General features: G+C 62.7%; 20 protein-coding genes. 1 reads left to right on the top strand and 19 read right to left on the bottom strand.

Going from position 1 to position 22400, the window contains the following annotated elements; genetic code table 11:
• Positions 1 to 4: 4 nt before the first annotated feature.
• Positions 5 to 1747: a mechanosensitive ion channel family protein gene (locus DES45_RS05760; RefSeq protein WP_114769038.1), complete on the bottom strand. Its 1743-nt coding sequence runs from the start codon at positions 1745 to 1747 to the stop codon at positions 5 to 7.
• A 371-nt stretch (positions 1748 to 2118) separates the two neighbouring features.
• On the opposite strand from DES45_RS05760, the gene DES45_RS05755 reads away from it, so the two are divergent.
• Positions 2119 to 2544, top strand: a complete 426-nt coding sequence (locus DES45_RS05755) for a hypothetical protein (RefSeq protein ID WP_114769037.1) — start codon at positions 2119 to 2121, stop codon at positions 2542 to 2544.
• Positions 2545 to 2590: 46 nt separating this feature from the next.
• Here DES45_RS05755 and DES45_RS05750 read toward each other — a convergent pair whose 3' ends face one another.
• From DES45_RS05750 to DES45_RS05665, 18 genes are all read right to left on the bottom strand, one after another.
• Complete coding sequence (locus DES45_RS05750; protein ID WP_114769036.1) at positions 2591 to 4102, bottom strand: sensor domain-containing diguanylate cyclase; 1512 nt, start codon at positions 4100 to 4102, stop codon at positions 2591 to 2593.
• 530 nt (positions 4103 to 4632) lie between these two features.
• Entirely contained in the window at positions 4633 to 5556 is a 924-nt protein-coding gene (locus DES45_RS05745) for an ABC transporter permease (protein ID WP_245429763.1), read from the bottom strand.
• Positions 5553 to 6386, bottom strand: a complete 834-nt coding sequence (locus tag DES45_RS05740) for an ABC transporter permease (RefSeq protein ID WP_114769035.1) — start codon at positions 6384 to 6386, stop codon at positions 5553 to 5555. Before DES45_RS05740 ends, DES45_RS05745 begins: the two co-directional genes overlap by 4 nt.
• Before the next feature lie 87 nt (positions 6387 to 6473).
• Entirely contained in the window at positions 6474 to 7607 is a 1134-nt protein-coding gene (locus tag DES45_RS05735; RefSeq protein WP_114769034.1) for an ABC transporter substrate-binding protein, read from the bottom strand.
• Positions 7600 to 8691 carry an ABC transporter ATP-binding protein gene (locus DES45_RS05730; protein WP_114769033.1) on the bottom strand — a complete coding sequence of 364 codons (1092 nt, stop codon included), beginning with the start codon at positions 8689 to 8691 and terminating at the stop codon, positions 7600 to 7602. The genes DES45_RS05735 and DES45_RS05730 overlap by 8 nt, the downstream gene beginning before the upstream one ends.
• A gap of 291 nt (positions 8692 to 8982) precedes the next feature.
• A complete protein-coding gene (locus DES45_RS05725; protein WP_114769032.1) occupies positions 8983 to 9555 on the bottom strand; it encodes a HupE/UreJ family protein in 573 nt (190 codons plus the stop codon).
• An 11-nt stretch (positions 9556 to 9566) separates the two neighbouring features.
• Positions 9567 to 10193, bottom strand: a complete 627-nt coding sequence (gene ureG, locus DES45_RS05720; RefSeq protein ID WP_173950581.1) for an urease accessory protein UreG — start codon at positions 10191 to 10193, stop codon at positions 9567 to 9569.
• Complete coding sequence (locus DES45_RS05715; protein WP_114769446.1) at positions 10187 to 10885, bottom strand: urease accessory protein UreF; 699 nt, start codon at positions 10883 to 10885, stop codon at positions 10187 to 10189. The genes ureG and DES45_RS05715 overlap by 7 nt, the downstream gene beginning before the upstream one ends.
• Positions 10872 to 11348: an urease accessory protein UreE gene (locus tag DES45_RS05710; RefSeq protein WP_114769030.1), complete on the bottom strand. Its 477-nt coding sequence runs from the start codon at positions 11346 to 11348 to the stop codon at positions 10872 to 10874. The genes DES45_RS05715 and DES45_RS05710 overlap by 14 nt, the downstream gene beginning before the upstream one ends.
• Before the next feature lie 7 nt (positions 11349 to 11355).
• Positions 11356 to 13083 carry an urease subunit alpha gene (gene ureC, locus DES45_RS05705; protein ID WP_114769029.1) on the bottom strand — a complete coding sequence of 576 codons (1728 nt, stop codon included), beginning with the start codon at positions 13081 to 13083 and terminating at the stop codon, positions 11356 to 11358.
• The gene (locus DES45_RS05700) at positions 13083 to 13703 is read right to left on the bottom strand and encodes an urease subunit gamma (RefSeq protein WP_114769028.1); all 621 of its coding nucleotides are present in this window, start codon (positions 13701 to 13703) and stop codon (positions 13083 to 13085) included. The genes ureC and DES45_RS05700 overlap by 1 nt, the downstream gene beginning before the upstream one ends.
• A gap of 9 nt (positions 13704 to 13712) precedes the next feature.
• Positions 13713 to 14426, bottom strand: coding sequence for an urease accessory protein UreD (locus DES45_RS05695; protein ID WP_245429762.1), 714 nt, complete (start codon positions 14424 to 14426; stop codon positions 13713 to 13715).
• A 115-nt stretch (positions 14427 to 14541) separates the two neighbouring features.
• Positions 14542 to 15237, bottom strand: a complete 696-nt coding sequence (gene urtE, locus DES45_RS05690) for an urea ABC transporter ATP-binding subunit UrtE (RefSeq protein ID WP_114769026.1) — start codon at positions 15235 to 15237, stop codon at positions 14542 to 14544.
• A gap of 2 nt (positions 15238 to 15239) precedes the next feature.
• A complete protein-coding gene (gene urtD / locus DES45_RS05685; protein ID WP_114769025.1) occupies positions 15240 to 15992 on the bottom strand; it encodes an urea ABC transporter ATP-binding protein UrtD in 753 nt (250 codons plus the stop codon).
• A gap of 3 nt (positions 15993 to 15995) precedes the next feature.
• Positions 15996 to 17129 (bottom strand): urea ABC transporter permease subunit UrtC, encoded by a 1134-nt coding sequence (urtC, locus tag DES45_RS05680; protein ID WP_114769024.1) that lies wholly within the window; start codon positions 17127 to 17129, stop codon positions 15996 to 15998.
• Positions 17126 to 18718, bottom strand: a complete 1593-nt coding sequence (urtB, locus tag DES45_RS05675; RefSeq protein WP_114769023.1) for an urea ABC transporter permease subunit UrtB — start codon at positions 18716 to 18718, stop codon at positions 17126 to 17128. Before urtB ends, urtC begins: the two co-directional genes overlap by 4 nt.
• Positions 18719 to 18785: 67 nt before the next feature.
• Positions 18786 to 20042 carry an urea ABC transporter substrate-binding protein gene (urtA, locus tag DES45_RS05670; protein WP_173950582.1) on the bottom strand — a complete coding sequence of 419 codons (1257 nt, stop codon included), beginning with the start codon at positions 20040 to 20042 and terminating at the stop codon, positions 18786 to 18788.
• A 306-nt stretch (positions 20043 to 20348) separates the two neighbouring features.
• A complete protein-coding gene (locus tag DES45_RS05665) occupies positions 20349 to 21932 on the bottom strand; it encodes an ATP-dependent metallopeptidase FtsH/Yme1/Tma family protein (protein ID WP_245429761.1) in 1584 nt (527 codons plus the stop codon).
• Positions 21933 to 22400 lie beyond the last annotated feature (468 nt).

Below are 22400 nucleotides of genomic sequence, written 5' to 3'. Positions count from 1 at the left end.
GTCGTCAGACGTCCTCCGCCTCCTTTAGGGGAACGACGTTGTCGAAAGCCGCCATCGTCTCGCCGGCAGTCCGCACCTCGGCCAGCACCTTGTCGCGCAGCATCAGGTCGATCTCCTGCTGAATGACGAGGAATTCTTCCCATTTCGACGTCAGGATGAGCGCCTGAATCTCGGCCTTGGGCTTCTCCTCCTGACCCTCGCGCAGTCGCACCTGAACCGAACCGGCCTCGATCTTCGGATGCTCCGCCACGAGGGATGCAAGCGCCTCGATCTCTCGGCGGATGCCGGCGCTGTCGGCCGCCTGGATGCTGATGGTGCGGTCGTAGGGCATCCGGTCCCGGTTGGTGAGATTGATGATGTTCATGTTCACGAAGGTCGCGTTCGGGATCGTGATCAGCGACCGGTCGAGACCGCGAATGCGGGTTGATCGGATGCCGATCTCCTGAACTCGGCCTTCGAGGTTACCGAACCGGCACAGATCCCCGACGCGAACCGGGCGATCCGCATAGAGGATCAGCCCCCCGATGAAGTTCTCCAGGGTCGGTTTGGCCGCCAAGGCGACGGCCAGGCCGCCCACGCCGAGGCCGGCGAGCAGCCCTGCGAGAGGAATCCCCAGGTAGGACGCGCCGTAGATGAGGAGCCCGAGCGCCGCGGCGATGCCGCCGATCCGGATCGAAGCGCGGGCCAGATGAGCATCGATGCTCTCCGACTTCGTAAAGGTCAGGTGGTTTGCAAGCGAATTCGAGAACTTCAGGATGCCCCACATAGCGGCCAGATAGGCAGCGGCCTCGGAGACCTCGTCGATGATGTCGTTCACGCTCCCGGTGAGATTGATCTGGTAATCGGACATGTAGGAGACGAAAAGGGCCGCGACCGCAACGGCTGCGGGCACCAGGATGCTGGCCGGCAGGGAGATGGAGGCATCTGCGGCGCTCCGCCTCGACCTTGCCAGGCGCTGGATGCCGAGGACGGCGAGCACCGCGACCACCAGAACCAGCACCAGGGCGATCCACTGCCATAGGGCCTGCCCCTGAATGTTTCGACGCAAGCCGGCCGGCAATGCCTCGACGAGACTGTACCATTTCGGCGGCAGGAGGTAGCCGGGCGATTGGCTGTAGAAGTCGTAGAGATCCTCGCCGGACCCGCTGACGTTCGGCTCGGTGCGGATCGCCTCGTAGAAGGCGTCGAGTTGCCGGACCGTCTCGCGGGAGAAAAGGTATTCACCGGTCCGCGGCCCGTCGGACACGCGTGCGATGCGGATCTCGGTTCCCGGCACGTTCCAGTTCGGGATTGCCTGCTTGGAGATATCAGCGTCGCCCGGAATGGTGCCGGGATCAGGAAGGGGCAGTCGATCCAGGATCTCCTTCAGCAAAAGCGGCGCCTCAAGGCGCCGGTGTTCCAGTTCAACCGGCGGCACATCCCGCAGGTCGAGCGCGCGAGCGGCCTGGGCTAGGAGGCCTTCAGCTTCCTTGACCTTGTCCTTCACGCTCTGGCTCTGGAAGAACCCAGGCTCGGCATTGTTCTCGCGATAGGCCTCCAAAAGCAGCGACGAGGCACGAGCGACGTTAGAGCGGAAGCCTTCAAGGGTCGCCCGGGGGCTTGATGTCTCGGCGGCGGCCAGGAACCTGAGCGAGCCGAGAGCCGGCGGTGTCGCCAGGAACTGGAATACAACGAAGAAGGCTGCCAGGAGCACGCAGACGATCGGAACGACGGCTTCCTGCAGGGGGCGTCTCGAAGGCATCGTCATGGATGTCTCTGGGATTCTTTAAGGAGATTTTGCATTTTTCCGGCCGCATCCTAGCGGAACAAGGCACCTCTAGAAACATTGGTGTGACGATTTCACCATTGCCGCTGAGCTTCAAGCGCTCCTGCTTGTTGGCGGCGTGACCACACGCTCCGCAAGAACTGGCATGATTTGCGATACTAAGTTACGCGATAGTGTCGGTCATGCCTCCGTCTCTATATTCACCATAGGGCATTTTTGTTATGTTCATTTCTCTGTGAAGCGCAATTCACTTATGGAGATGCACGTATCGATCCCGTATTCTTTGCCTCAAAGCCGCACCGAGCGAATTCGTTGAAGGTTCAATACCAAGCATCCCTGGAGGATAGGTCTTCATGAATGAGGCGGAGGTCGAAGTCGTCGCGGAAGAACTTGCGAAGCTGGGAGGAACAGCTTGGTATCCTGGGCGTGAACCAGGCCCTCTCCTACGGGTCGTGCACGAACGCTATCGGGACAGGGCAAGAGCCGCCATCGCGGCCCTCGACCGGTTTCGGGCAAGCGCGGCGAAAACCAATCCTCCCGAGGGCGTGCCCGCGTCACAGTCCAACATCCATGTCTCGGCATCGGAGACAGAGGTCAAGGTCGGCACGACCGTTATTTATCGGCCAGACGGCGATCGAAGGGCCTATTCCTGCAAGGTCCAGAAGATCACTGACGGCTTCGCATATCTCGTCCCGGAGAACAGGACAGGGATCGGCTGGGTGCCGCTGAAGGATCTTGTCGGGCATTCCGCAGCAAGTAATCCCGAGCAGGATAAGTAGAGAGCTCGTTCGGTTTCGGCGGCCCAGGCGGGTTGGGGCGATTATCTCAGCTAGGGCCGTTGCCATCAGGCTGCGACAGGGCAGGTTCAGGATTGGCCGCATAAAGAGCCCGCTTGGCCTCGTACATCAGCAGATCGGCGCGTTTCACGACAGCTTCCAGCCGCTCCCCCGAGAGACTCGTTGCCGCCCCCATGGAGAAGCTGAGGGTCAGGCCGGAATAGAACTGGTTGTTGATCTCGACGAGCTTCTCGATCTTCTCCATCACAGCCGCTCCCTCGCGCTCATCGGTCGCGGGCAGGAGAAGCGCAAACTCGTCGCCGCCGATCCGTGCCGCGTAGCTCGGCTTGTCGACGGCCTCGTTCAGCACCTCGCCTGCGCGGCGCAGCAGTGCGTCCCCAGATGCGTGGCCCAACTGATCGTTGACCGCCTTCAGGCCGTTGAGGTCAACGACGATGACCGTTACCGGGAAAGGGCCCTTCCGTTCGAGGCGGTTCAACTCGTCCGCGTAGAAGGTGCGATTGTACAGCTTCGTCAGCACATCGTGTTTGCCGAGATACTCCAGGTAGGCTTCGGCCTTCTTGCGAGCGGTGATGTCGGTCAGCGCAACCTGCACCAGGGACCAGTCGTGCTCATGGCCCGGCAGGACTGAAAACTGCAGATGCAGATGGAGCTCGTCGCCGTTGAGGGAGTAGTTGACGATCTCCCGCTGCTGAAACGTCTTGCCATGCCACAGGTCGATGAGCTGCTCCCGGAACTGCTCGCGCATGTCATCGCGGAAGACCTCGTTCAGGCGCCTGAGCAGGGTCGGCTTGTCGGGAGAGCAGAACAGTTCGAGCGTGTGCCGGTTGACGTCGATCACCCGGATCTCCGCCATGCATCGCTCGACGAACTCGGGATGGACATCCGTAAAGACGCGGAAATCGGTGATGCCCCTCTCACGCACATCCGTGAGCAACTGCTTCACCTGGCTGAAGTCTTCCACCCAAAGGGAGACGGGCGAATGCTCGAACAAGCCACGTGCATATTCCTCGCTGCGCGCGAGCTGCCGCCGTGCCGTCTCGCGCTCGGTCACATCCTCGATCGCGACGAGGACACGCCCCCATGTTTCCTCGTAGCCTGGAAGAATGCTTCCCTTCAGCTGGATGTCGAGGCGCTTGCCGGACAGGGTGTAATTCACCGTGTGGCTGGAAAACTCCGCCCTGCCCTCCCAGAGCTGGACGAGTTCGTCCACATGGGTCTTGAGCATGTCATTTCGAAAGATGCGATCGAGGTTCTCGACCAGATGCGGCAGATCGTGAGCTTCGAACAGGGAGAGGGTCTTCCGGTTGACCTTCAGCACGCGGATGCGGCTGGAGCAGTCCTTAACCCGTCCGACATCCTCGGCGAGGAATGCTCTGAGATCCGTCACCCCCGCTTGCCGCCACTGCTCCATCAGGTGCCGCACACCACTGTAATCCTCAAGCCACAACGAAACAGGCGCGAGCGAGAAAGTCTCCGCATGGTCGTCCCGCTGCTCGAGAGGAGAGCGATCGGATTGGTCAGGTGAAACGTGAAGCATGGAGACGTCCCGCTCGGATTCGAGTCGAATCGGCGGGACACTTCAGCCTGCAAGTCAAACCTTACGCAAGGTCATAACTGCTTAAACTTTGGGCTGCCTGCCATCCAGCGACGTTGCGGGCGGTCAGGATTCTCGTATGGATCGCGAGGATATGGCATGGGGCCTTCGCGATCCTCATCCTAAAAAAAGGCACCCATCCGCAAAGGAGGGGTGCCTTTCAAGGTGAAATGGGCTGAGTGGAAAAGCCTCAGCCGTTTCACGAGCCGTGGCGGCTTAGCGCTTGGACTGGATCACTCCGAAGTCGAAGGCCTGAGCCGTGCTGGCCGTGAAAGCCGCGAACGACACCGCGATGGCCGCAGCGAATACGACCTGCAACATTGCTTTCTTAAGCATGTTCATTTCCCTTGGTTACGCCGTCATAGGACGGCAGGAAAATGTAACTAAGTAACTAAATACGTGTAAACGAAGCGAGGGTTGCGCTTGCGCCCCCTCAGCAACCTTAAGGTTCCGGCACCAGCATTGCCTCGGTTCTATTGCCCGACTTTGCTGAGGACATCGGCTCTGAGGAAGCGCTCGATGACGAGCATGAACAGGATCGAGGGCACGAGCAGGATCAGCGCCGTGATCGAGGCAATCTGATAGTTGCCCCCCATGCTCGCGTTGTAGAGCAGCAGCGGCAGGGTCGTGACCTGCGGGACGCCGACGAAGAACGTGCCGGTGAACTCGTCGAGCGATTCCAGGAACACGAAGATCGCGCTCGCCATGATGCCGGGCGCAGCCAGCGGCAGGGTAATGGTGAAGAACGTGCGCAACGGTGACGCCCCGATGTTGCGGGCGGCAAGCTCCAAATCCTTGTCTACTGCCGCAAACGCCGCCGCCGAGATCCAGACCGAGTAGACGAGCCCGTGTGCCGCGTGGACGAGGACGACGCCTGTGATCGTGCCCGTGAGCCCAAGGCTGTAGAACACCCGCGCCACGTTGATGTAGATCGCGACCGACGGAAAGGCCTGCGGCAGCAGGAACAGGATCATCAAGGCCGTGCGCCAGGGCAGCCGGAGACGCGCCAGGGCATAGCCCGCCGGCACCGAAACGGCGAGCGCCACCAGGACCGTCAGGCTCGCGATGCCAACACTCGTCATGAGCGAGGACATGGCATCCCCGGTCGGCCGGAACACCACCTCCCAATAGCGCGTCCCGTAGGAAACCGGGAGCTTGAACGGCGCATACCAGCGCTCGGCGAAGGACCACAGCACCAGGTTCGCGAGCGGGCCGAAGAGCAGGAACGCGAAGACCGAAAGCCCCAGGATCTTGGTAAGCGTCGAACCGAGACTCCAGGCCCGGGCACTCACGGCCGAGGGGGCGGGATCGCGCTCGAACCGCGTGTTTCGTACGGCCGGGCTCGGACTTTCCATCACGCTGGCAGAGGAGGACGTCATCGGCATCTTTATGCTCATGCCTGCGCCTCCCGCTTCACGTTGTGCCGGAGATAGATCCAGGCGACCGTGCCGGCGATCATGTAGGAGATCACGCCGAGCGCGTTCGCCGTCGCGTAGTCTCCGTAGGAGTTGATGCGGAACGCCATGTCGACGGTCAACATGGTGGGCTGCGAGCCCGCCACCATCATGGGCACCGACAGGACAGACAGCATGGTCACGAAGGAGAGCACGAGGCCGACGAGCAGCGTCTGCGCGACCTGCGGCAGCACCAGCTCGATCAGGACCCGCAGACGCGAGGCGCCGAGATTGCGCCCCGCCTCGATGGTGGCCGGGTCGATCGACGCCATGGCGCCGGCCAGCATGAGCGTGACGAAAGGCACCTGCTTCCACACGAAGGTAATGATGATGCCGCGCCAATCGAGAAAGCTGGTGGCCTGGATCGGCTCCATGACACCCAGCGCCACGAGCGCGTTGTTCATCAACCCGTTCTTGGCCAGAAAGGTGCGCATGCACTGGGCGGCGACGATGAACGGGATGAAGAGCGGCCAGCGGTAGAGCTGCCGGAGGGCGCCGACGAGCCAGGGTGTTTCGCCCAGCGTCAGGATGCCCGCGATCGCAACGGAGAACAGCGCGACCAGGATCGTCGAGACGATCACGATGAAGAGGGTGAAGAGGATATCGGTGGAGTAGAGCTCGTAAGCCTTCTGGAAATGCATCAGGGACAGGCTGCCGCCGGGCTCGGTGAACGCCGCCGCAAGGGAATACCCGAGCGGATAGAGAAACAGCGCTCCGATCATGGTGAGCGCGGGCGCAATGAGCAGGAGGCCGAAGAACGATGGTCTCGCCATGGGAGGATAGCCTGAACGCTGACGGTCAAGAGTGGCGGGCCGCCGCCAAAAGGGCGGGCCCGCCAGGATCAAACGGCGCCGTAGCGCTCAGTTGGCGACGTTCTTCTCGTAGCTTTCGAGAATGTCGTTGAAGTACGGGCCGATCGGGAACGGCTTGCCGTTGTTCGCGAGCGCATCGGGCGTGATGTCGGCAAACAATGCGTTCCAGGCCGCCTGATCGAGCTTGCCCTCGAGGTTCTTGGCATCGATGCCCGGATACCAGTTGAAGCGCTTGACGATGCCTTCCGCCTGCACGTCAGGGCTCGTGGCGAGCGCGATGAACTCGGCCGCGAGCTTCTCCTGCCCGGTCTTGGCCGGAATGGCGTAGTACATCGGCTGCCCCGGCATGCCGGGCGCGGCGAGCTTCAGGCGCATGGTCGGCGGCAGCTTGCCCTCGGCCTTCCAGGTGTAGAACATGTCGACCCAGACCGGCCCCATGGCAATTTCGCCGCGGTTGAGCATGTCGAGGGTTCCGGCATTGCCCGGGGTGATGACCACGTTCTTGTTGAACTCCTTCAGGTCGGCGAGCGCCTTGTCCCAGGTTGCCTTGACGGCCGGGTCGTAGGGACCTTTCTCCAGCTTCGCGGCGTCGCCGCCGAAGGCCGCAACCCAGCCGGTCACGAAGGCAACACCCGACATGCCGCCCTTGATGCCGTTATAGCCGAACTGCTTCGGGTTCTGCTTCACCCATTCGCGCAGCTCCGCGTAGGAGTTCGGCGGGTTCTTGACGAGATCGGGATTGTAGGCGAGCGCTGTCTGGGAGTGGAACATGGGCATGACGTAGCCCGACACGTCGGTCCCGAGAGCGTTCGTGGCAGTGTCGCGCGTCACCAACTGACCGGTGGGAAGGGCGTCGCGATACTTCTTGAGCAGTTCGTCCTTCACCATCGTGCCGGCGGCCTTCTGGTGGATCACGACCACGTCGAAATCCGATGCAGCGCCGGACTTCTTCTGAGCATCCAGCTTCTCGAAGATCTTCTGCGAGCCGCCGTCGCCCGGGCCGGTGCCGACGGCCACGACCTTCACGCCGGGATGCTTCTTCTCGAACATCGGCCCGAGATAGTCCTTGATGTAGTCGACCATGTTCTGGTCGCCGGCGGTCGCGACGTTGAGCGTCTGTGCGCTGACCCCGCTCGTCATCATCAGTGCTGCGAAGCCCGCAGCCAGCAGGTGTTTATGCATGATTTCCTCCCTTGATCATCTCGGTGGGGAACAGGTGAAGTGACGCGAGCGGCAGGCGCAGGCGCACCGGACGGTCAAGCTCGTGGTAGGCGCTGTCCGTCACGGTAAAATGACGGTCGTCGATCGCCACCACGTACCTGTAGTGTCCGCCGGGATACGTTCTCTGCGTAATGGTCCCGGGCAGCACGATGGAGCCCTCGATCCGGGCGTTCGGATCGTCGAGCGAAGCGACATCGTCGCGAAAGTAAGCCGTCACGCCGCCAACCGGCGCAGTGCCGGTCCAGGTCGTGGCAGATCCTCCGGCAGCGCGAACCTCGACGCCTGCGCCGGACGGGCGCACGTCCAGAGCGATCGTGTTCTCCGCTCCCATGAAGCTCGCCACGAAGGGGGAGTTCGGATGGTCGAAGACTTCCTCGGGCGAGCCCACCTGCGCGATGCGGCCGGCCTCCATCACCACGATCCGGTCGGCCATGGTCATGGCCTCCTCCCGATCATGGGTGACCTGGATGGCCGTGAAGCCAAGCTGCTTCTGAAGCGCCTTGATCTCGGAGCGCACCTGGATGCGCACCTTGGCGTCGAGGTTGGAGAGCGGCTCGTCGAGCAGGAGGATCTCGGGCTCGATCGCCAGCGCCCGGCCCAAGGCCACGCGCTGGCGCTGTCCGCCCGACAGGTTGGTGACCTTGCGCTCCTCGAGCCCGGAGAGATTAAGCATCTTGAGCACGCTGGCGACCCGGCTGCGGATCTCGTCCCTGGGCACGCCGCGCAGGCGCAGGCCATAGCCCACATTGCCGAGCACGGTCATATGCGGCCAGAGGGCATAGGACTGGAACATCATGGCGATCCCGCGCTTCTCGGGCGGGGTGTTGACGACGTCACGGCCGAACAGGCGAATGGCGCCCCCGGAGGCCTTCTGGAAACCCGCGATGGTGCGCAGCAAGGTGGTCTTGCCGCAGCCAGACGAGCCCAGAATCGCGATGAACTCGCCGGGCGCCACCGACAGGTTGACCCCGTGCAGCACGCGCTGGCTGCCATAGCTGACCTGAAGGTCAGACACCTCGATTGCAGCGGAATGGGAACCGGTCACAGTTCACGCCTCCTCCCTGATGAGCTTTTCGCCTCTCTTATGTAGCCAGCAAATCACACTCTTTGGACGCTGGAAAGAGAGCAGGACAGGGTTCCTAACGGCATCCTGTGACAGGCCGGCGACGCCTTGGAACTCACTTCGGAAATGATGCGCAACGGAACCGAGCAAGCATGGGCCGGCATGCTTGCGAGCGGGTTAGTCCCCAAACGGAAGACACTGAGAATATCCAAACAAAAAGGGCCGGTGACGGAGTCACCGGCCCTTGTGGAAGGCTCTTCGCCCTTCGGTTGTTCAGGATATCGCCAATGCGACCCCCGCGAGAACGATCGCTGCTCCTGCAGAGCGGATCACCCTCGGTGAGCCGAAGGCTGCCATGCCGGCCGCGATCCCGATCATATGTATGAGGATGGTCGCGCTGGCGAAGCCGAAACTGTAGGCGGCCGCACTGGCGCGGAGCGGCATTTCGGCTCCGTGCGCATAGCCATGGAAAAGGGCAAAAAGACCTGCAAGAGCCATCGCGGCACCAATGGGCAGCGGGCGCCCGCTGGCGACGAGGGCTCCCAGCACGACTACGGAGGTGAGAATGCCCATCTCCACCGCCGGCATGGCCAACCCGGACAGTCCCAGGCCGCCGCCCACCAGCATCATGCCGACGAAGCTTGCGGGGACGGCCCACAGAGCCCTGCCTCCGATGAGAACGGCCAAGAGCCCGACGGTCACCATAGCAAGCACGTGATCCTGCCCTTGGAAGGGGTGAAACATCCCCGAAAGAAACCCTGATGCCGTACCGGCTCCGGTATGAGCCCCTGCGGGAGACGCTGCCGCGAGAAAGCCCGCAACGGAAAGGAAACGCTTCAATGCCATGGAACTCCCCTTTATGCGGCCGTGGATAAGCCGCCGGACTGCTCGATGAACCGGGTGATGGCCTCCACGCCGACGCCATCCCGAATATTGCTGAAGACGTAGGGGCGTCGCCCGCGCATGCGCTTCGTATCCTCCTCCATGACCGACAGATCGGCGCCGACGTAAGGCGCAAGATCGATCTTGTTCACCACGAGAAGGTCCGATCGGGTGATGCCCGGTCCGCCCTTGCGCGGGATCTTTTCGCCCCCGGCGACGTCGATGACATAGATCGTCAGGTCGGCGAGCTCGGGCGAGAAGGTCGCCGCTAGGTTGTCTCCGCCGGATTCCACCAGAACGATGTCAAGTGTTGGAAACCGCTTTCGCATGGTGGCGATCGCCGCGAGGTTGATGGAGGCATCCTCCCGAATCGCGGTGTGCGGGCAGCCGCCGGTCTCGACCCCCATGATCCGCTCCTCCGGCAGCGCGTCGGCCACCGTCAGAAGTCGCGCATCTTCCTTGGTGTAGATGTCATTGGTGATGGCGCAGATGTCGTAGCGTTCGCGGAACGCTTTGCAGAGCGCCTCCATCAGCGCGGTCTTGCCTGAACCGACCGGCCCACCGATGCCGACCCGAAGGGGTCCTGTACGAGAAGTCATGATCGAAACAGCCTCGTATATTGGTTCTCATGATGGAAGGAGCCGAGATCGGCCCGGAACGTGGCGCCGCCGATATCGTCGAGCGAGAGGCTGAGGGCCTCCTCCGCAAGCAGACTTACGACCGGCGCCATGGCTGCACAGACGCGCGTGCCCGCAGTCTGGCCGATAGGAGCCGACCGGATGGCCGCTGAGACCAGGGTCTGCACCAAGGTCAGGAGATAGCCGCTCACAGCCGCGGACAACGGCACACCATGGGCAGCGGCAGCCATTCCGATGGCTGCGGGAAACGCGACCTCTCCCTCGACAGGGATCAACCGTGGAGACGGCCACGCCGCGACAGTCGCATCAAGGAAGCTGCGCCCTTGCTGGCTCGTCTCAAGGTGGAGCTCGGCGGAAGGCGCGAGCGCCAATGCAAGATCATTGACGTCGGTGAACGCGTCCACGTCGCCGTCCTCCACGGCACGATAGGAATGGCAAAGCAGAATCGCGTCGTTGCGTCCGGCACCCAGACGCATGAAGTCGGAAATCCAATCGACGAGGGAGGCCTCATCGATCACCTCGCCTGTTTCGACGGCCCATTCGAGCGTGTGGGAATAGGCATACGAACCGACAGGATATGACGGGGACAGCCAGGCGAACAGCGGCAGAAGCGCTTGCATATTCGGCGTCACTCCGGCGGGTTCAGCCATGGCCATGTCCATGATGCGCATGCCCGCCATGATCGTGGTTGTGATAGGCGCCTCGCACGGGGCGGAACGGACGCTCCACGATCTCCGCTCGGGCATCCAGTCCCCTGAGCATGTCGAGGAGGACGTGGTCATAGGCGATGTAGATCGCATCCCGGGCGATTTCGGCCGGAACGTGCCTGTTTCCGATGTGCCATGCGATCGTGAGCAGATCGAGCGGGTCCTCCATCGTGACAGCGATAAGGCGCTCGGGAGACGCTCGCACTTCGACCAGCCAGCCGGTCTCGAGCTTGATTGCGTCTCCATCGTCCAGAACATCAGCCCTGTCGAGATCGAGCAGGAAGACCGTTCCGCCGTCCGCGGTGAGAACGATACGGCGCCGGTGGCGGTCGCCGTGATCGAGGGTGATGACATCAACGACATGGTCGGCGTCGACCTCGTTGCGACGGATGATGGAAGTGGCGCGGATCATGTCAGAATCAGAATAGGAAATAGCGTTGGGCCATGGGCAGAACCTTGGCCGGTTCACAGACCAGAAGCTCGCCGTCGGCGCGAACGTCGTAGGTTTCAGGATCGACTTCGATATGCGGCGTCGCATCGTTCAGCACCATGTCCCTCTTGCCGATGCCGCCTCGGACATTCTCCACCGCGACAAGCGGCTTCTGCACGCCAAGCCTCGCCGCCAGCCCGTTTTCGACGGCTGCTTTCGAGACGAATGTGAGCGACGTTGAAGCGAGCGCGCGGCCGAAAGAGCCGAACATCGGGCGATAATGCACCGGCTGCGGGGTCGGGATGGAGGCATTCGGATCCCCCATCGGTGCCGCCGCAATGGCGCCGCCCTTGATCACGAGGTCCGGCTTCACGCCGAAGAATGCAGGCGTCCAGAGCACGAGATCGGCAAGCTTGCCGGGCTCCACCGATCCGATATGCTTTGATAGCCCATGGGCGATGGCCGGGTTGATGGTGTATTTCGCCACGTAGCGCCGGACGCGGAGATTGTCGTTGTCGCCTGTCTCGCCGGGAAGGGGCCCGCGTTGCACCTTCATCTTGTGTGCGGTCTGCCAGGTTCGGATGATGACCTCCCCCACCCGGCCCATGGCCTGGCTGTCGGACGACATCATCGAGAGCGCACCGATGTCGTGCAGGATGTCTTCCGCCGCGATGGTCTCCTTGCGGATGCGACTTTCAGCGAAGGCGAGATCCTCAGGAATCGAAGGGTCGAGATGGTGGCACACCATGAGCATGTCGAGGTGCTCGTCGATGGTGTTCACCGTGTAGGGCCGGGTCGGATTGGTGGAAGACGGGAGAACATTCGGCAGACCTGCGACCTTGATGATGTCCGGCGCATGGCCGCCCCCGGCCCCCTCCGTATGGAAGGCATGGATCGTCCGTCCCTTGAACGCCGCGATCGTGTCCTCCACGAAGCCCGACTCGTTCAACGTGTCCGTATGGATCATCACCTGCACGTCATAGGCGTCGGCCACGGAGAGGCAGCAATCGATGGCTGCCGGCGTCGTGCCCCAGTCCTCGTGCAGCTTCAGCGCACAGGCACCAGCCTGGATCATTTCCTCCAGCGCACCGGGCCTGGACGCATTCCCCTTGCCAGTGAAGGCGAGGTTCATCGGGAAAGCGTCGGCCGCTTCGATCATGCGCGCGATATGCCAGGGGCCCGGTGTGCAGGTCGTCGCGAAGGTTCCCGTCGCCGGCCCCGTGCCGCCGCCGAGCATGGTGGTCACGCCCGACATCAGCGCCTCGTCGATCTGCTGCGGGCAGATGAAGTGAATGTGGGAGTCGAAGCCTCCCGCCGTGACGATCTTGCCCTCACCGGCGACGATCTCGGTCCCAGGCCCAATGACGATGTCGACCCCGGGCTGCACATCAGGGTTACCCGCCTTGCCGATCCCGGCGATGCGCCCTCCCCTGATGCCGATGTCGGCCTTCACAATACCGGTATGATCGACGATCACCGCATTGGTGATGACCGTGTCCATGGCGCCGTCCGCGCGGGTTGCCTGGCTCTGCCCCATTCCGTCGCGGATGACCTTGCCGCCACCGAACTTCACCTCCTCGCCATAGGTCGTGAAATCACGTTCGACCTCGATGACAAGGGCCGTATCGGCCAGGCGGACGCGGTCGCCCCTGGTCGGGCCGAACATGTCCGCATAGGCTGCCCTCGGGAGAGAGGCAGGCTTTCGCTGGTTCGTCATCAGAGAGCCCCCATCACGTCCTGCCGGAAGCCGTAGACTTCGCGCCTGCCGGAGAGCGGCACCAGCGCGACCTCGCGCGTAGCCCCCGGCTCGAAGCGTACGGCGGTTCCGGGAGCAAGATCGAGGCGCATTCCACGTGCCTTCTCGCGCTCGAACGACAGAGCCGGATTGGTCTCAAAGAAATGATAGTGGCTGCCGACCTGGATGGGCCGATCGCCCGTATTGGCGACCGTCAGAAAGACCCGTTCGGCGCCCTCGTTGAATACGATCTCGCCCTGCCCTGTCATCACCTCGCCGGGGATCTGGTTCGAGATTGATCCGCGGATCGGATGATGCACGGTTACGAGCTTGGTGCCATCCGGGAAAGTCGCCTCCACCTGAATGTCGTGGATCATTTCGGCCACGCCCTCCATGACCTGATCGGCAGTCAGCACATGACCGCCGGCCTCCATCAGCTCCGCCACCGAACGCCCGTCGCGTGCGCCCTCCACCACCGTATCGGTAATGAGCGCGATCGCCTCCGGGTGGTTCAGCTTTACGCCGCGCTCTAGGCGGCGGCGCGCGACCAAGGCCGCCATGGCGACGAGAAGCTTGTCTTTTTCACGAGGCGTGAGCTGCATGACAGTACCTTAGCTGAGCCAGACGCGGGGCAGTGCCTCGCCACGGAATGCAATGAGAAAGGGGCAGACGGCTGCACGAAGGGCCTCGATGCTTGCGGCACAGAAGCGCACCGCCAAGAGGCCGTTCCAGGCGCTTGCGGCCGCATCGCAGGATTGGCTCGAGGCGAGATGCTGCCGCACGCTCTCCAGTCGGGCCTCGGAATCCGGCGCCACATGGAGCAGTGTCGCGAAGACGCGCGCTCCGTCTGCAACGGTGGGCTTCCGCAGCAGCGCGGCAATCGCACCGTCAAGGCGAAGCGTATCGGCATAGGCGAGGCGCCGCCCTCGCCGGATGCGCCAGCGATCCTCGAAAAATCCGGTCTCGACCTGCTCCAGGCGGGCGGCGCGTCCGAACACGACCGCTTCGAAGAGCGTGACACGTGCATCCTCGTCCATCTCCACGTCGAGGCGCCGCTTCAGGCGGGCACGATCGAACAAAAGCGTCTCCTGCGGCAGCCAGTCCATCCGGGCGGAGGCGCCGACCCGAAGACCGACGACCAGCTGCGCGACAGGTCCGTCGGAGCGGTATACCTTTTCGGCGGCTGGCGTTGCCACGGTCACCGACGTCCCAATGCCGGCATCGATCTCGACCTGAAACGAATCCCCGCATGCAATTCCGCCGGCAGTGTTGACGAGGACGGCCTCGAGCCCGGTTCCGGCACCGTTCGGAAGCCTGATGCGCATCGAGCCGCTTTCGGAGATCCGCGCCGGCCGCGTACGTCCGTCGAATGCAGCCGCAGCGAAGGCCACGCGCCCGACAGCGCGTTGTCGTGAAAGGCCGGCAATCGGCGGGAGGCCGTCAAATGGCGAGGCGTTGACGTACATCGCCCCCCTCAAGCGCGGAGCGGTCGCCATGCTGGACGATTTCACCGCGTTCCATGACGACGAAGCGGTCGGCCAAATCGCGGGCGAAGTCGAAATACTGCTCCACGAGCAGGATGGCCATGTCCTTCCGTTGGCGTAAGTAGGCGATGGCCCGGCCTATATCCTTGATGATGGACGGCTGGATACCCTCCGTCGGCTCGTCGAGGACCAGAAGGCGCGGCTTCGTTACAAGGGCGCGCCCGATGGCAAGCTGCTGCTGCTGCCCGCCCGACAGGTCGCCCCCGCGACGCCCGAGCATCGTTCTCAATCCGGGGAAAAGCTCGAAGATCTCATCGGGAATGCGTCGCTCCTTGGATTTCAGAGGCGCGAAGCCGGTTTCGAGGTTCTCGCGGACCGTCAAGAGCGGAAAAATCTCGCGGCCTTGCGGCACATAGGCAATCCCCAACTCTGCGCGCTCGAACGGCTTCAGGCGGGAGATGTCGCGGCCATCGAACCGGATCGTACCGCCCGAGATCGGCCTCTGACCGCTGATCGCCCGCAAGAGCGAGGTCTTGCCGACTCCGTTGCGGCCCAGCACGCACGTCACCTCGCCGATGGCGGCCGAGACGGTCACTCCCTTGAGAGCCTGCGCCGCACCATAGTGAAGTGACAGTTTTTCAACGGAGAGCATCGTCATCGGCCCAGATAAACCTCGATCACACGTTCGTTGGCGCTCACGGCGTCGAGAGGCCCTTCCGCCAGAACCGAACCCTCGTGCAGGCAGGTGACCTTCACGTCGAGTTCGCGCACGAAGGTCATATCGTGCTCTACGACCACGACGGATCTGGTCTTGGCGATGTCGCGAAGGAGGTCGGCCGTATCGGCGGTTTCCTGGTCGGTCATTCCGGCCGCGGGTTCATCCACGAGAAGCAGCTTCGGCTCCTGCGCAAGGAGCATGCCGATCTCGAGCCACTGCTTCTGGCCGTGCGACAGTTCTCCGGCCCTGCGCTGCCGATGCGCGGTCAGGCGCACACGTTCAAGCAGCGCATCGATGCGCTCGCTCTCCTGGTTGGTGTGGCGGGACAGGAGCGCCGAGAACGGCCCGCGCTCGCCTTTGAGAGCAAGGAGCAGATTGTCCTCGATGCTGTGCATGTCGAAGACGGTCGGAGTCTGAAACTTTCGGCCGATGCCGAGCTCGGCGATTTCCGCCTCGTCGAGGGACGTCAGATCATGCTTGCCTTCGAACAGAACCGTCCCCTGATTTGGGCGGGTCTTGCCGGTGATCACATCCATCATGGTGGTCTTGCCCGCGCCGTTCGGACCGATGATGGCCCGCATCTCGGTATGGTCGAGGGCGAGGGACAGAGCGTTGAGCGCCTTGAACCCGTCGAACGATACAGTGACGTTGTCGAGGTAGAGAAGCGTCGGTGTGACAGGTTCCGTCATGTCTCACTCCGCTGCAAAGGGAACAGCGTCACGCCGGAGGCCGGATCGGACGCGTTTTCCTTGCTCCCAGAGATCCTTGGCGGCTCCAAGAATGCCGCGTGGCATCAGAAGCGTCACGAAGACGAAGAGGCCGCCAAGGACGAAGAGCCAGAACTCCGGAAGAGCCCCTGTGAACCACGTCTTGCCGGCATTCACCACGAGAGCGCCTAGAATGGCTCCCGCCAGCGTCCCCCGTCCTCCGACGGCCACCCAGACGACGGCCTCGATGGAATTTGCCGGTGCAAATTCACCGGGATTGATGATGCCGACCTGCGGGACGTAGAGGGCACCGGCGACACCCGCGAGCATCGCCGAGAGAGTAAAGACCGCGAGCTTGTAATTCTCGACCCTGTAACCGAGGAAACGCGTCCGGCTCTCCGCATCCCGGATCGCCACCAGCACCTTGCCGAGCTTGGAATTGACCACCCAGCGGCACAGCATGTATCCCCCTGCGAGCGCGGCGGCCGACAGGACAAACAGCACGATCCGGGTGAATCCTGATTGGATCGGGAGCCCCAGAATGTCCTTGAAGTCGGTCAGGCCGTTGTTGCCGCCGAAGCCCATATCGTTGCGAAAGAATGCGAGCATCAGGGCGAAGGTCATTGCCTGGGTGATGATCGACAGATAGACGCCCGTCACGCGTGACCGGAAGGCGAGCCACCCGAACACGAAGGCAAGGCAACCCGGCACTGCCAGGGCCATAAGCGCCGCGAAGGGAAACCAGTCGAAACCGTGCCAGAACCAGGGCAACTCCTTCCAGTTCAGGAACACCATGAAGTCCGGCAGGATGGGATCGGCATAGACGCCGCGCGGCCCGATCTGGCGCATGAGGTACATGCCCATCGCGTAACCGCCGAGGGCGAAGAACGCCCCGTGCCCAAGCGAAAGAATGCCGCAGAAGCCCCAGATCAGATCGACCGACAACGCCAGCAGCGCAAAGGAGAGGTACTTGCCGAGGAGAGGAATGAGATGGTCGGACACATGGAACGGGGAGCCGGGCGGGACCGACACGTTCAGGACCGGCACAAGAACGGCGGTGGCAGCCAGAAGAGACAAGACGACGATGCTCTGACGATCGAAAACGGACTGTTTCCTCATGCTTCCACCGCCCTGCCCTTGAGCGCGAACAGGCCGCGCGGACGCCTCTGGATGAACAGGATGATCGCGACGAGAAGCAGGATCTTCCCGAGCACCGCCCCGGCATAGGGTTCGAGAAGCTTGTTCGCGACGCCCAGAGTCATGGCGCCGACGAGCGTTCCCCATAAATTCCCGACACCGCCGAACACGACCACCATGAAGCTGTCGATGATGTATCCCTGTCCGAGATTCGGGCTGACATTGTCGATCTGGGACAAGGCCACACCGGCAATGCCGGCGACGCCGGAGCCCAATCCGAAGGCGAGCGCATCGATCCGATTTGTGCGGATGCCTATTGAGCCGGCCATACGGCGGTTCTGCGTCACCGCCCTCATATAAAGGCCGAGGGACGTATACTTCATGACCAGGAGCAAGGTTCCGAAGGCCGCGAAGGCGAAGAGCACGATAGCCATGCGGTTATAGGTCAGGCTTAAGCCGCCGAGCTCCAGCGCTCCGCTCATCCAAGCCGGAGTACCGACCTCGCGGTTCATCGGGCCGAAGATCGTTCTGACGGCCTGTTGCAGGATCAGCGACAGCCCCCACGTCGCCAGAAGCGTTTCAAGCGGTCGGCCGTAGAGGAAACGGATCACCGTCCGTTCGATCAGGACCCCTACGCCCCCCGTGACGACGAATGCGAGCGGCAACGCGATGAAAAGCGATGCTCCGAAAAGGCTAGGTACATGGGTGCGGATGATCTCCTGGACGACGAAGGTGGTGTAGGCTCCCAGCATGACCATCTCGCCGTGCGCCATGTTGATGACGCCCATCGTTCCGAAAGTGATGGAAAGGCCGATAGCGGCGAGCAGGAGGACGGAGCCGAGAGATACCCCGTACCAGACGTTCTGAAGTGCGCTCCAGAGCGCGAGACGCGACCGGATGCTGTCTGCAGCCCTATCGGCTGGCTCTACGATCTCGGGCTGCGTGCCGGCAGGCAAGGATGACAGAAGGGCAAGTGCGTCCTGGTCGCCGCGCTCCCGAAGCGTCTCGACGGCCCATAGGCGGTCTGCCGTAGATGCAGCCTCGTTGCCCAGAAGAATGGAAGCGCGCGCCGCCTGGAGAGCAAGCTTGAGATCAGGATCCGCCTCTCTGGCGATAGCCTGCTCAATCGTCCGCAGGGCGGCGGCATCACGCGAGCGAAACACCGCCCGTGCAGCCTCCCTGCGCGCGGCGGCCCCCGAACTGAGCAGCGTCAGGCCACCCATGGCCGCCTCAATGGCGCGGCGGACGCGGTTGTTGAGTCGGACGGGTTTGAGATCGGCGGGGACAGGTCCGAAGGCCTGCCCGGTCGCGGCATTGATGAGGCCGCCGGAGGGCTCGCGGATGAAGACCTGTCCCGCGCTGGCCAGCAGACGCCCGTCACGAAGCGCTTCGACCAGCGGCAACGACAGCGGATGCCCGCTGGCCGCGACGGTGCCGATGGCGGCCTCCGTATCCGAATAGCTGTCGGCGGCGAACTTCGGCAGCGCATCCTCATACGGCCCAGCAAAGGCGCCGGACGTGGTGAAGACAAGCAGCAGAAGGGTCCGCAGGAAATCCCGCAAGTTGATCATGAATCAAGCTTCGTAGGAGGGCTCCACGGGAGTGGCGCGACTGCCACTCCCGGCTCGGCAGACGTGGCTACGCACCGCACTTTTTGGTGACGGTGTTGTAGTTGCCGCATTTCAGGGTCTTCCAGTCGGCAACCAGGTCCTTTGACCCGTCGAGGAACTTCGACCATGCATCGCCAGGGACGAGGCCGTCCGTATTCCAGACGACGTCGAACTGGCCGTCATCCTTGATTTCGCCGATGAGGACGGGCTTGGTGATGTGGTGGTTCGGCAGCATTTCCGAGACGCCACCAGTGAGGTTCGGAACCTGGACGCCGACGATGGCATCGATGACCTTGTCCGGATCCGTCGCGCCAGCTTTCTCGACGGCCTTCACCCACATGTTGAAGCCGATCACGTGCGCCTCCATCGGGTCGTTCGTGACGCGCTTGTCGTTCTTTGTGAACGTCTTCCACTTCTCGATGAAGGCCTTGTTCTCGGGAGTCTCGACGGACTGGAAGTAGTTCCATGCCGCGAGATGGCCCACCAGCGGCTTGGTGTCGATGCCGGCGAGCTCTTCCTCTCCGACCGAGAAAGCGACGACCGGGATATCGGTCGCCTTGACGCCCTGGTTTGCCAGTTCTTTGTAGAACGGCACGTTGGCGTCGCCGTTGATGGTCGAGATGACCGCCGTCTTCTTGCCGGCCGAGCCGAATTTCTTGATGTCCGCAACGATCGTCTGCCAGTCGGAATGCCCGAACGGCGTATAGTTGATCATGATGTCCTCGGGCTTCACGCCCTTGGACTTCAGGTAGGCCTCAAGAATCTTGTTGGTGGTGCGGGGATAGACGTAGTCGGTTCCGGCCAGAACCCAGCGCTCCACCTTCTCTTCCTTGGCAAGGTAGTCGACGGCAGGGATCGCCTGCTGGTTCGGCGCGGCGCCCGTATAGAACACGTTGCGCTCGCTCTCCTCGCCCTCGTATTGCACTGGATAGAACAGGATGCTGTTCAGCTCCTTGAAGACGGGGAGAACCGACTTCCGCGATACGGAGGTCCAGCAGCCGAACACCGCAGCAACCTGGTCCTTGCTGATGAGCTCGCGCGCCTTTTCTGCGAAGAGCGGCCAGTTGGAGGCAGGGTCGACGACCACGGCCTCGAGCTTCTTGCCCAGCAATCCGCCCTTCTTGTTCTGCTCGTCGATGAGCATCAGCATGACGTCCTTCAGCGTCGTCTCGCTGATGGCCATCGTACCCGAAAGGGAATGCAATATACCGACCTTGATCGTGTCCTGCGCCTTCGCAGCCCCCGCCATTGCCCCTGATACGAGTGCCGCCGCTGCGAGCGCCATCACGTTCCTTCGGGTTCCAGTCCATACCGACATCGGCCTCTCCCTTGCCTTCACTGCACGACGTGCAGCCCACGGAGGTAAGGCAAGAAATGTGCCAACTCGGATCGGCCGGATGGGCCGGCGCGATCAATGCTCGTTCGGTAAGAATGTCAGCCAACGGATGAGGCGCGCTGCCCAGAAATGATGCGCGCGCTCAAAAACGAGGCCGGCGTGCAGCGTCATTCGGCCTCGACAAGCGATATTCCCGGGATGGTGCGGGAGCGCCTTACCGTGATCTCTGAGGCGGCGAGGCAGAACGGCCCGATCTCAGGCCGCCATCCTCTCGGTTCTCATGCAGACGATGCGACGGACCTCATCGCCGTCGATGGTCTCGCGCTCGAGAAGGGCGTCCACCAACTCGTCGAGCGCATGCCGATTGTGCTCGATGCACGCTTTGGCGGCAGCATACATCTCCTCGACGATTCGGCGGATTTCCCGCTCCACCTCAGGAGGGAAGCTGTCGTTTGCGCGCGACACCCGGACCATCCCGATGGCGGGGCTCATGCCCCACTCAGTGACCATGCGCCTCGCGATGTCGGTCGCATGAGCGATATCGCTTGCAGCGCCCGTGGTCACCTTCTTGGGTCCGAACACGGCCTCCTCAGCCGCTCTGCCGCCCATGGCCACGACAAGATCGGCCTCTAGCTTCTCGACCGGGATGCAGTGACGGTCATGCTCCGGCAGCCGCATTACGAGACCCAGGGCCTGCCCATGAGGCACGATGGTGGCGCTGTGCACCTGGTCCGAGCCTGGCGTGAGACAGGCACAAACCGCGTGCCCCGCCTCATGCACCGCGACGAGGAGACGCTCCTCCGGGCTGACCACGAGAGAGCGCCGCTCGAGTCCCATGATGACCTTGTTGCGTGCGGCTTCCAGATGATCCGGGGTGATCGCGCTCATCCCTTCTCGGGCCGCGAAGATGGCGGCCTCGTTGAGCAGATTGCCAAGATCCGCACCGGAAAAACCGGGCGTTCCCTTTGCGATCGAAGCCAGATCGGTGTTCGTGCCAAGCTTGAGATTTCTGGCATGCACCTTGAGAATGGCTTCGCGGCCGCCGACATCCGGCAGCCCGACATGGATCTGTCGGTCGAACCGTCCGGGGCGCAGGAGGGCCGGATCGAGAACGTCCACCCGGTTGGTGGCACCGATCACGATGACACCGGCCGTCGTGTTGAAGCCGTCCATCTCGACGAGCAGCTGGTTCAGGGTCGATTCGAACTCGCGGTCAGCCGCAGATCCGCCTCCGCCGCGCTTGCGGCCGATGGCATCGATCTCGTCGATGAAGATCAGGCAGGGAGCACGCTTGCGGGCCTGCTGAAACAGCTTCGAAACGCGGTTCTTGGCAATGCCGATCAGGGGAGCCGAGAAGTCACTCCCCGAGACAGCCAGGAAGGAGACCCCGGCTTCGCCGGCAAGCGCCTTGGCGATGAGCGTCTTGCCCGTGCCCGGTGGACCGACCATGAGGAGACCGCGCGGGATACGGGCGCCTACCCGCGTGAACGCGTCCGCATCGCGCAGGAACGCGATGACCTCCTGAAGCTCGGCCTTGGGCTCATTCTGTCCGGCCACATCGTCGAACCGGTCCGGGACGTTCCTGACAACGCGAGGCCAGCGGGCGGTCGGGTTGAAATCGGTCTGGATGGCCAGAAGGCCCAGGACGGCAGCAACCAGGATCAGGGGGACCAGCGCGCCTGCGACGGCCGACGGGTCGATGCCGGGCTTTGTGAAATCCACCTCCACGCCAGCAGCCGTGAGCTTATCGAGGTAGGGTGCGCTGAGGAGTTCCCCGGGCAGCCGGACAAAGACATCCCGATTCACGGATTGGACGGTAAGACCGTCCTCTTCGATCATGACCCTCTTGATTTTCCCAAGGCCAAGATCCTGCGAAAACTCGGAATAGGAAATCTCTGCAACCGGATCAGCCATCATCCTGGGTAAGGCGAAGGCGGCAGCCAGGGCGAAAAGCATGAGCATGCCCGCCGCGATGGCGACTCCCCGTCGACCTAGCCGACTGCTTGTATTCCTCAGGATCTTGGACACCGGCTGCCCCCAATGTACGGATATCGTTTTTCTCTTGAAGGTGCTCTCTAGTCCGATTTTCCGTCGGGCGCAGTACGGCGAAATGGCACGGAGGCACACGTCGGATCAGGAATTTAAGCTTGGCCGCATTTATTTGCCGAAGAAGTCGAGGACCTCGAAAGGCCATCCACTGAGTGAGGGCGTCGGGGACGGCAGCGTTTTGTAAACCCTCGTCAACGATAGTTGAGCCGTGACGCAGGGTTAACTCAATGCATTTCCATCGTGGCCTAGGCCTGGTTC

This window comes from Microvirga subterranea, assembly GCF_003350535.1.
Classification (GTDB): Bacteria; Pseudomonadota; Alphaproteobacteria; order Rhizobiales; family Beijerinckiaceae; genus Microvirga; species Microvirga subterranea.
Note: the sequence above shows the minus strand (reverse complement) of the source record. Positions and strands in the feature narration are given on the sequence as shown.

What these genes read in the sequence shown, in the direction of transcription:
- DES45_RS05710 (WP_114769030.1), bottom strand. Translation starts at nt 11,348, where the DNA reads ATGATCCGCGCCACTTCCATCATCCGTCGCAACGAGGTCGACGCCGAC.
- DES45_RS05755 (WP_114769037.1), top strand. Translation starts at nt 2,119, where the DNA reads ATGAATGAGGCGGAGGTCGAAGTCGTCGCGGAAGAACTTGCGAAGCTG.
- urtB (WP_114769023.1), bottom strand. Translation starts at nt 18,718, where the DNA reads ATGATCAACTTGCGGGATTTCCTGCGGACCCTTCTGCTGCTTGTCTTC.
- DES45_RS05760 (WP_114769038.1), bottom strand. Translation starts at nt 1,747, where the DNA reads ATGACGATGCCTTCGAGACGCCCCCTGCAGGAAGCCGTCGTTCCGATC.
- urtA (WP_173950582.1), bottom strand. Translation starts at nt 20,042, where the DNA reads ATGGCGCTCGCAGCGGCGGCACTCGTATCAGGGGCAATGGCGGGGGCT.
- DES45_RS05735 (WP_114769034.1), bottom strand. Translation starts at nt 7,607, where the DNA reads ATGCATAAACACCTGCTGGCTGCGGGCTTCGCAGCACTGATGATGACG.
- DES45_RS05715 (WP_114769446.1), bottom strand. Translation starts at nt 10,885, where the DNA reads ATGGCCATGGCTGAACCCGCCGGAGTGACGCCGAATATGCAAGCGCTT.
- DES45_RS05695 (WP_245429762.1), bottom strand. Translation starts at nt 14,426, where the DNA reads ATGCGCATCAGGCTTCCGAACGGTGCCGGAACCGGGCTCGAGGCCGTC.
- DES45_RS05700 (WP_114769028.1), bottom strand. Translation starts at nt 13,703, where the DNA reads ATGCAGCTCACGCCTCGTGAAAAAGACAAGCTTCTCGTCGCCATGGCG.
- DES45_RS05740 (WP_114769035.1), bottom strand. Translation starts at nt 6,386, where the DNA reads ATGGCGAGACCATCGTTCTTCGGCCTCCTGCTCATTGCGCCCGCGCTC.
- DES45_RS05750 (WP_114769036.1), bottom strand. Translation starts at nt 4,102, where the DNA reads ATGCTTCACGTTTCACCTGACCAATCCGATCGCTCTCCTCTCGAGCAG.
- urtD (WP_114769025.1), bottom strand. Translation starts at nt 15,992, where the DNA reads ATGACGGAACCTGTCACACCGACGCTTCTCTACCTCGACAACGTCACT.
- DES45_RS05745 (WP_245429763.1), bottom strand. Translation starts at nt 5,556, where the DNA reads ATGAGCATAAAGATGCCGATGACGTCCTCCTCTGCCAGCGTGATGGAA.
- urtC (WP_114769024.1), bottom strand. Translation starts at nt 17,129, where the DNA reads ATGAGGAAACAGTCCGTTTTCGATCGTCAGAGCATCGTCGTCTTGTCT.
- ureC (WP_114769029.1), bottom strand. Translation starts at nt 13,083, where the DNA reads ATGACGAACCAGCGAAAGCCTGCCTCTCTCCCGAGGGCAGCCTATGCG.
- DES45_RS05725 (WP_114769032.1), bottom strand. Translation starts at nt 9,555, where the DNA reads ATGGCATTGAAGCGTTTCCTTTCCGTTGCGGGCTTTCTCGCGGCAGCG.
- DES45_RS05665 (WP_245429761.1), bottom strand. Translation starts at nt 21,932, where the DNA reads ATGATCGAAGAGGACGGTCTTACCGTCCAATCCGTGAATCGGGATGTC.
- urtE (WP_114769026.1), bottom strand. Translation starts at nt 15,237, where the DNA reads ATGCTCTCCGTTGAAAAACTGTCACTTCACTATGGTGCGGCGCAGGCT.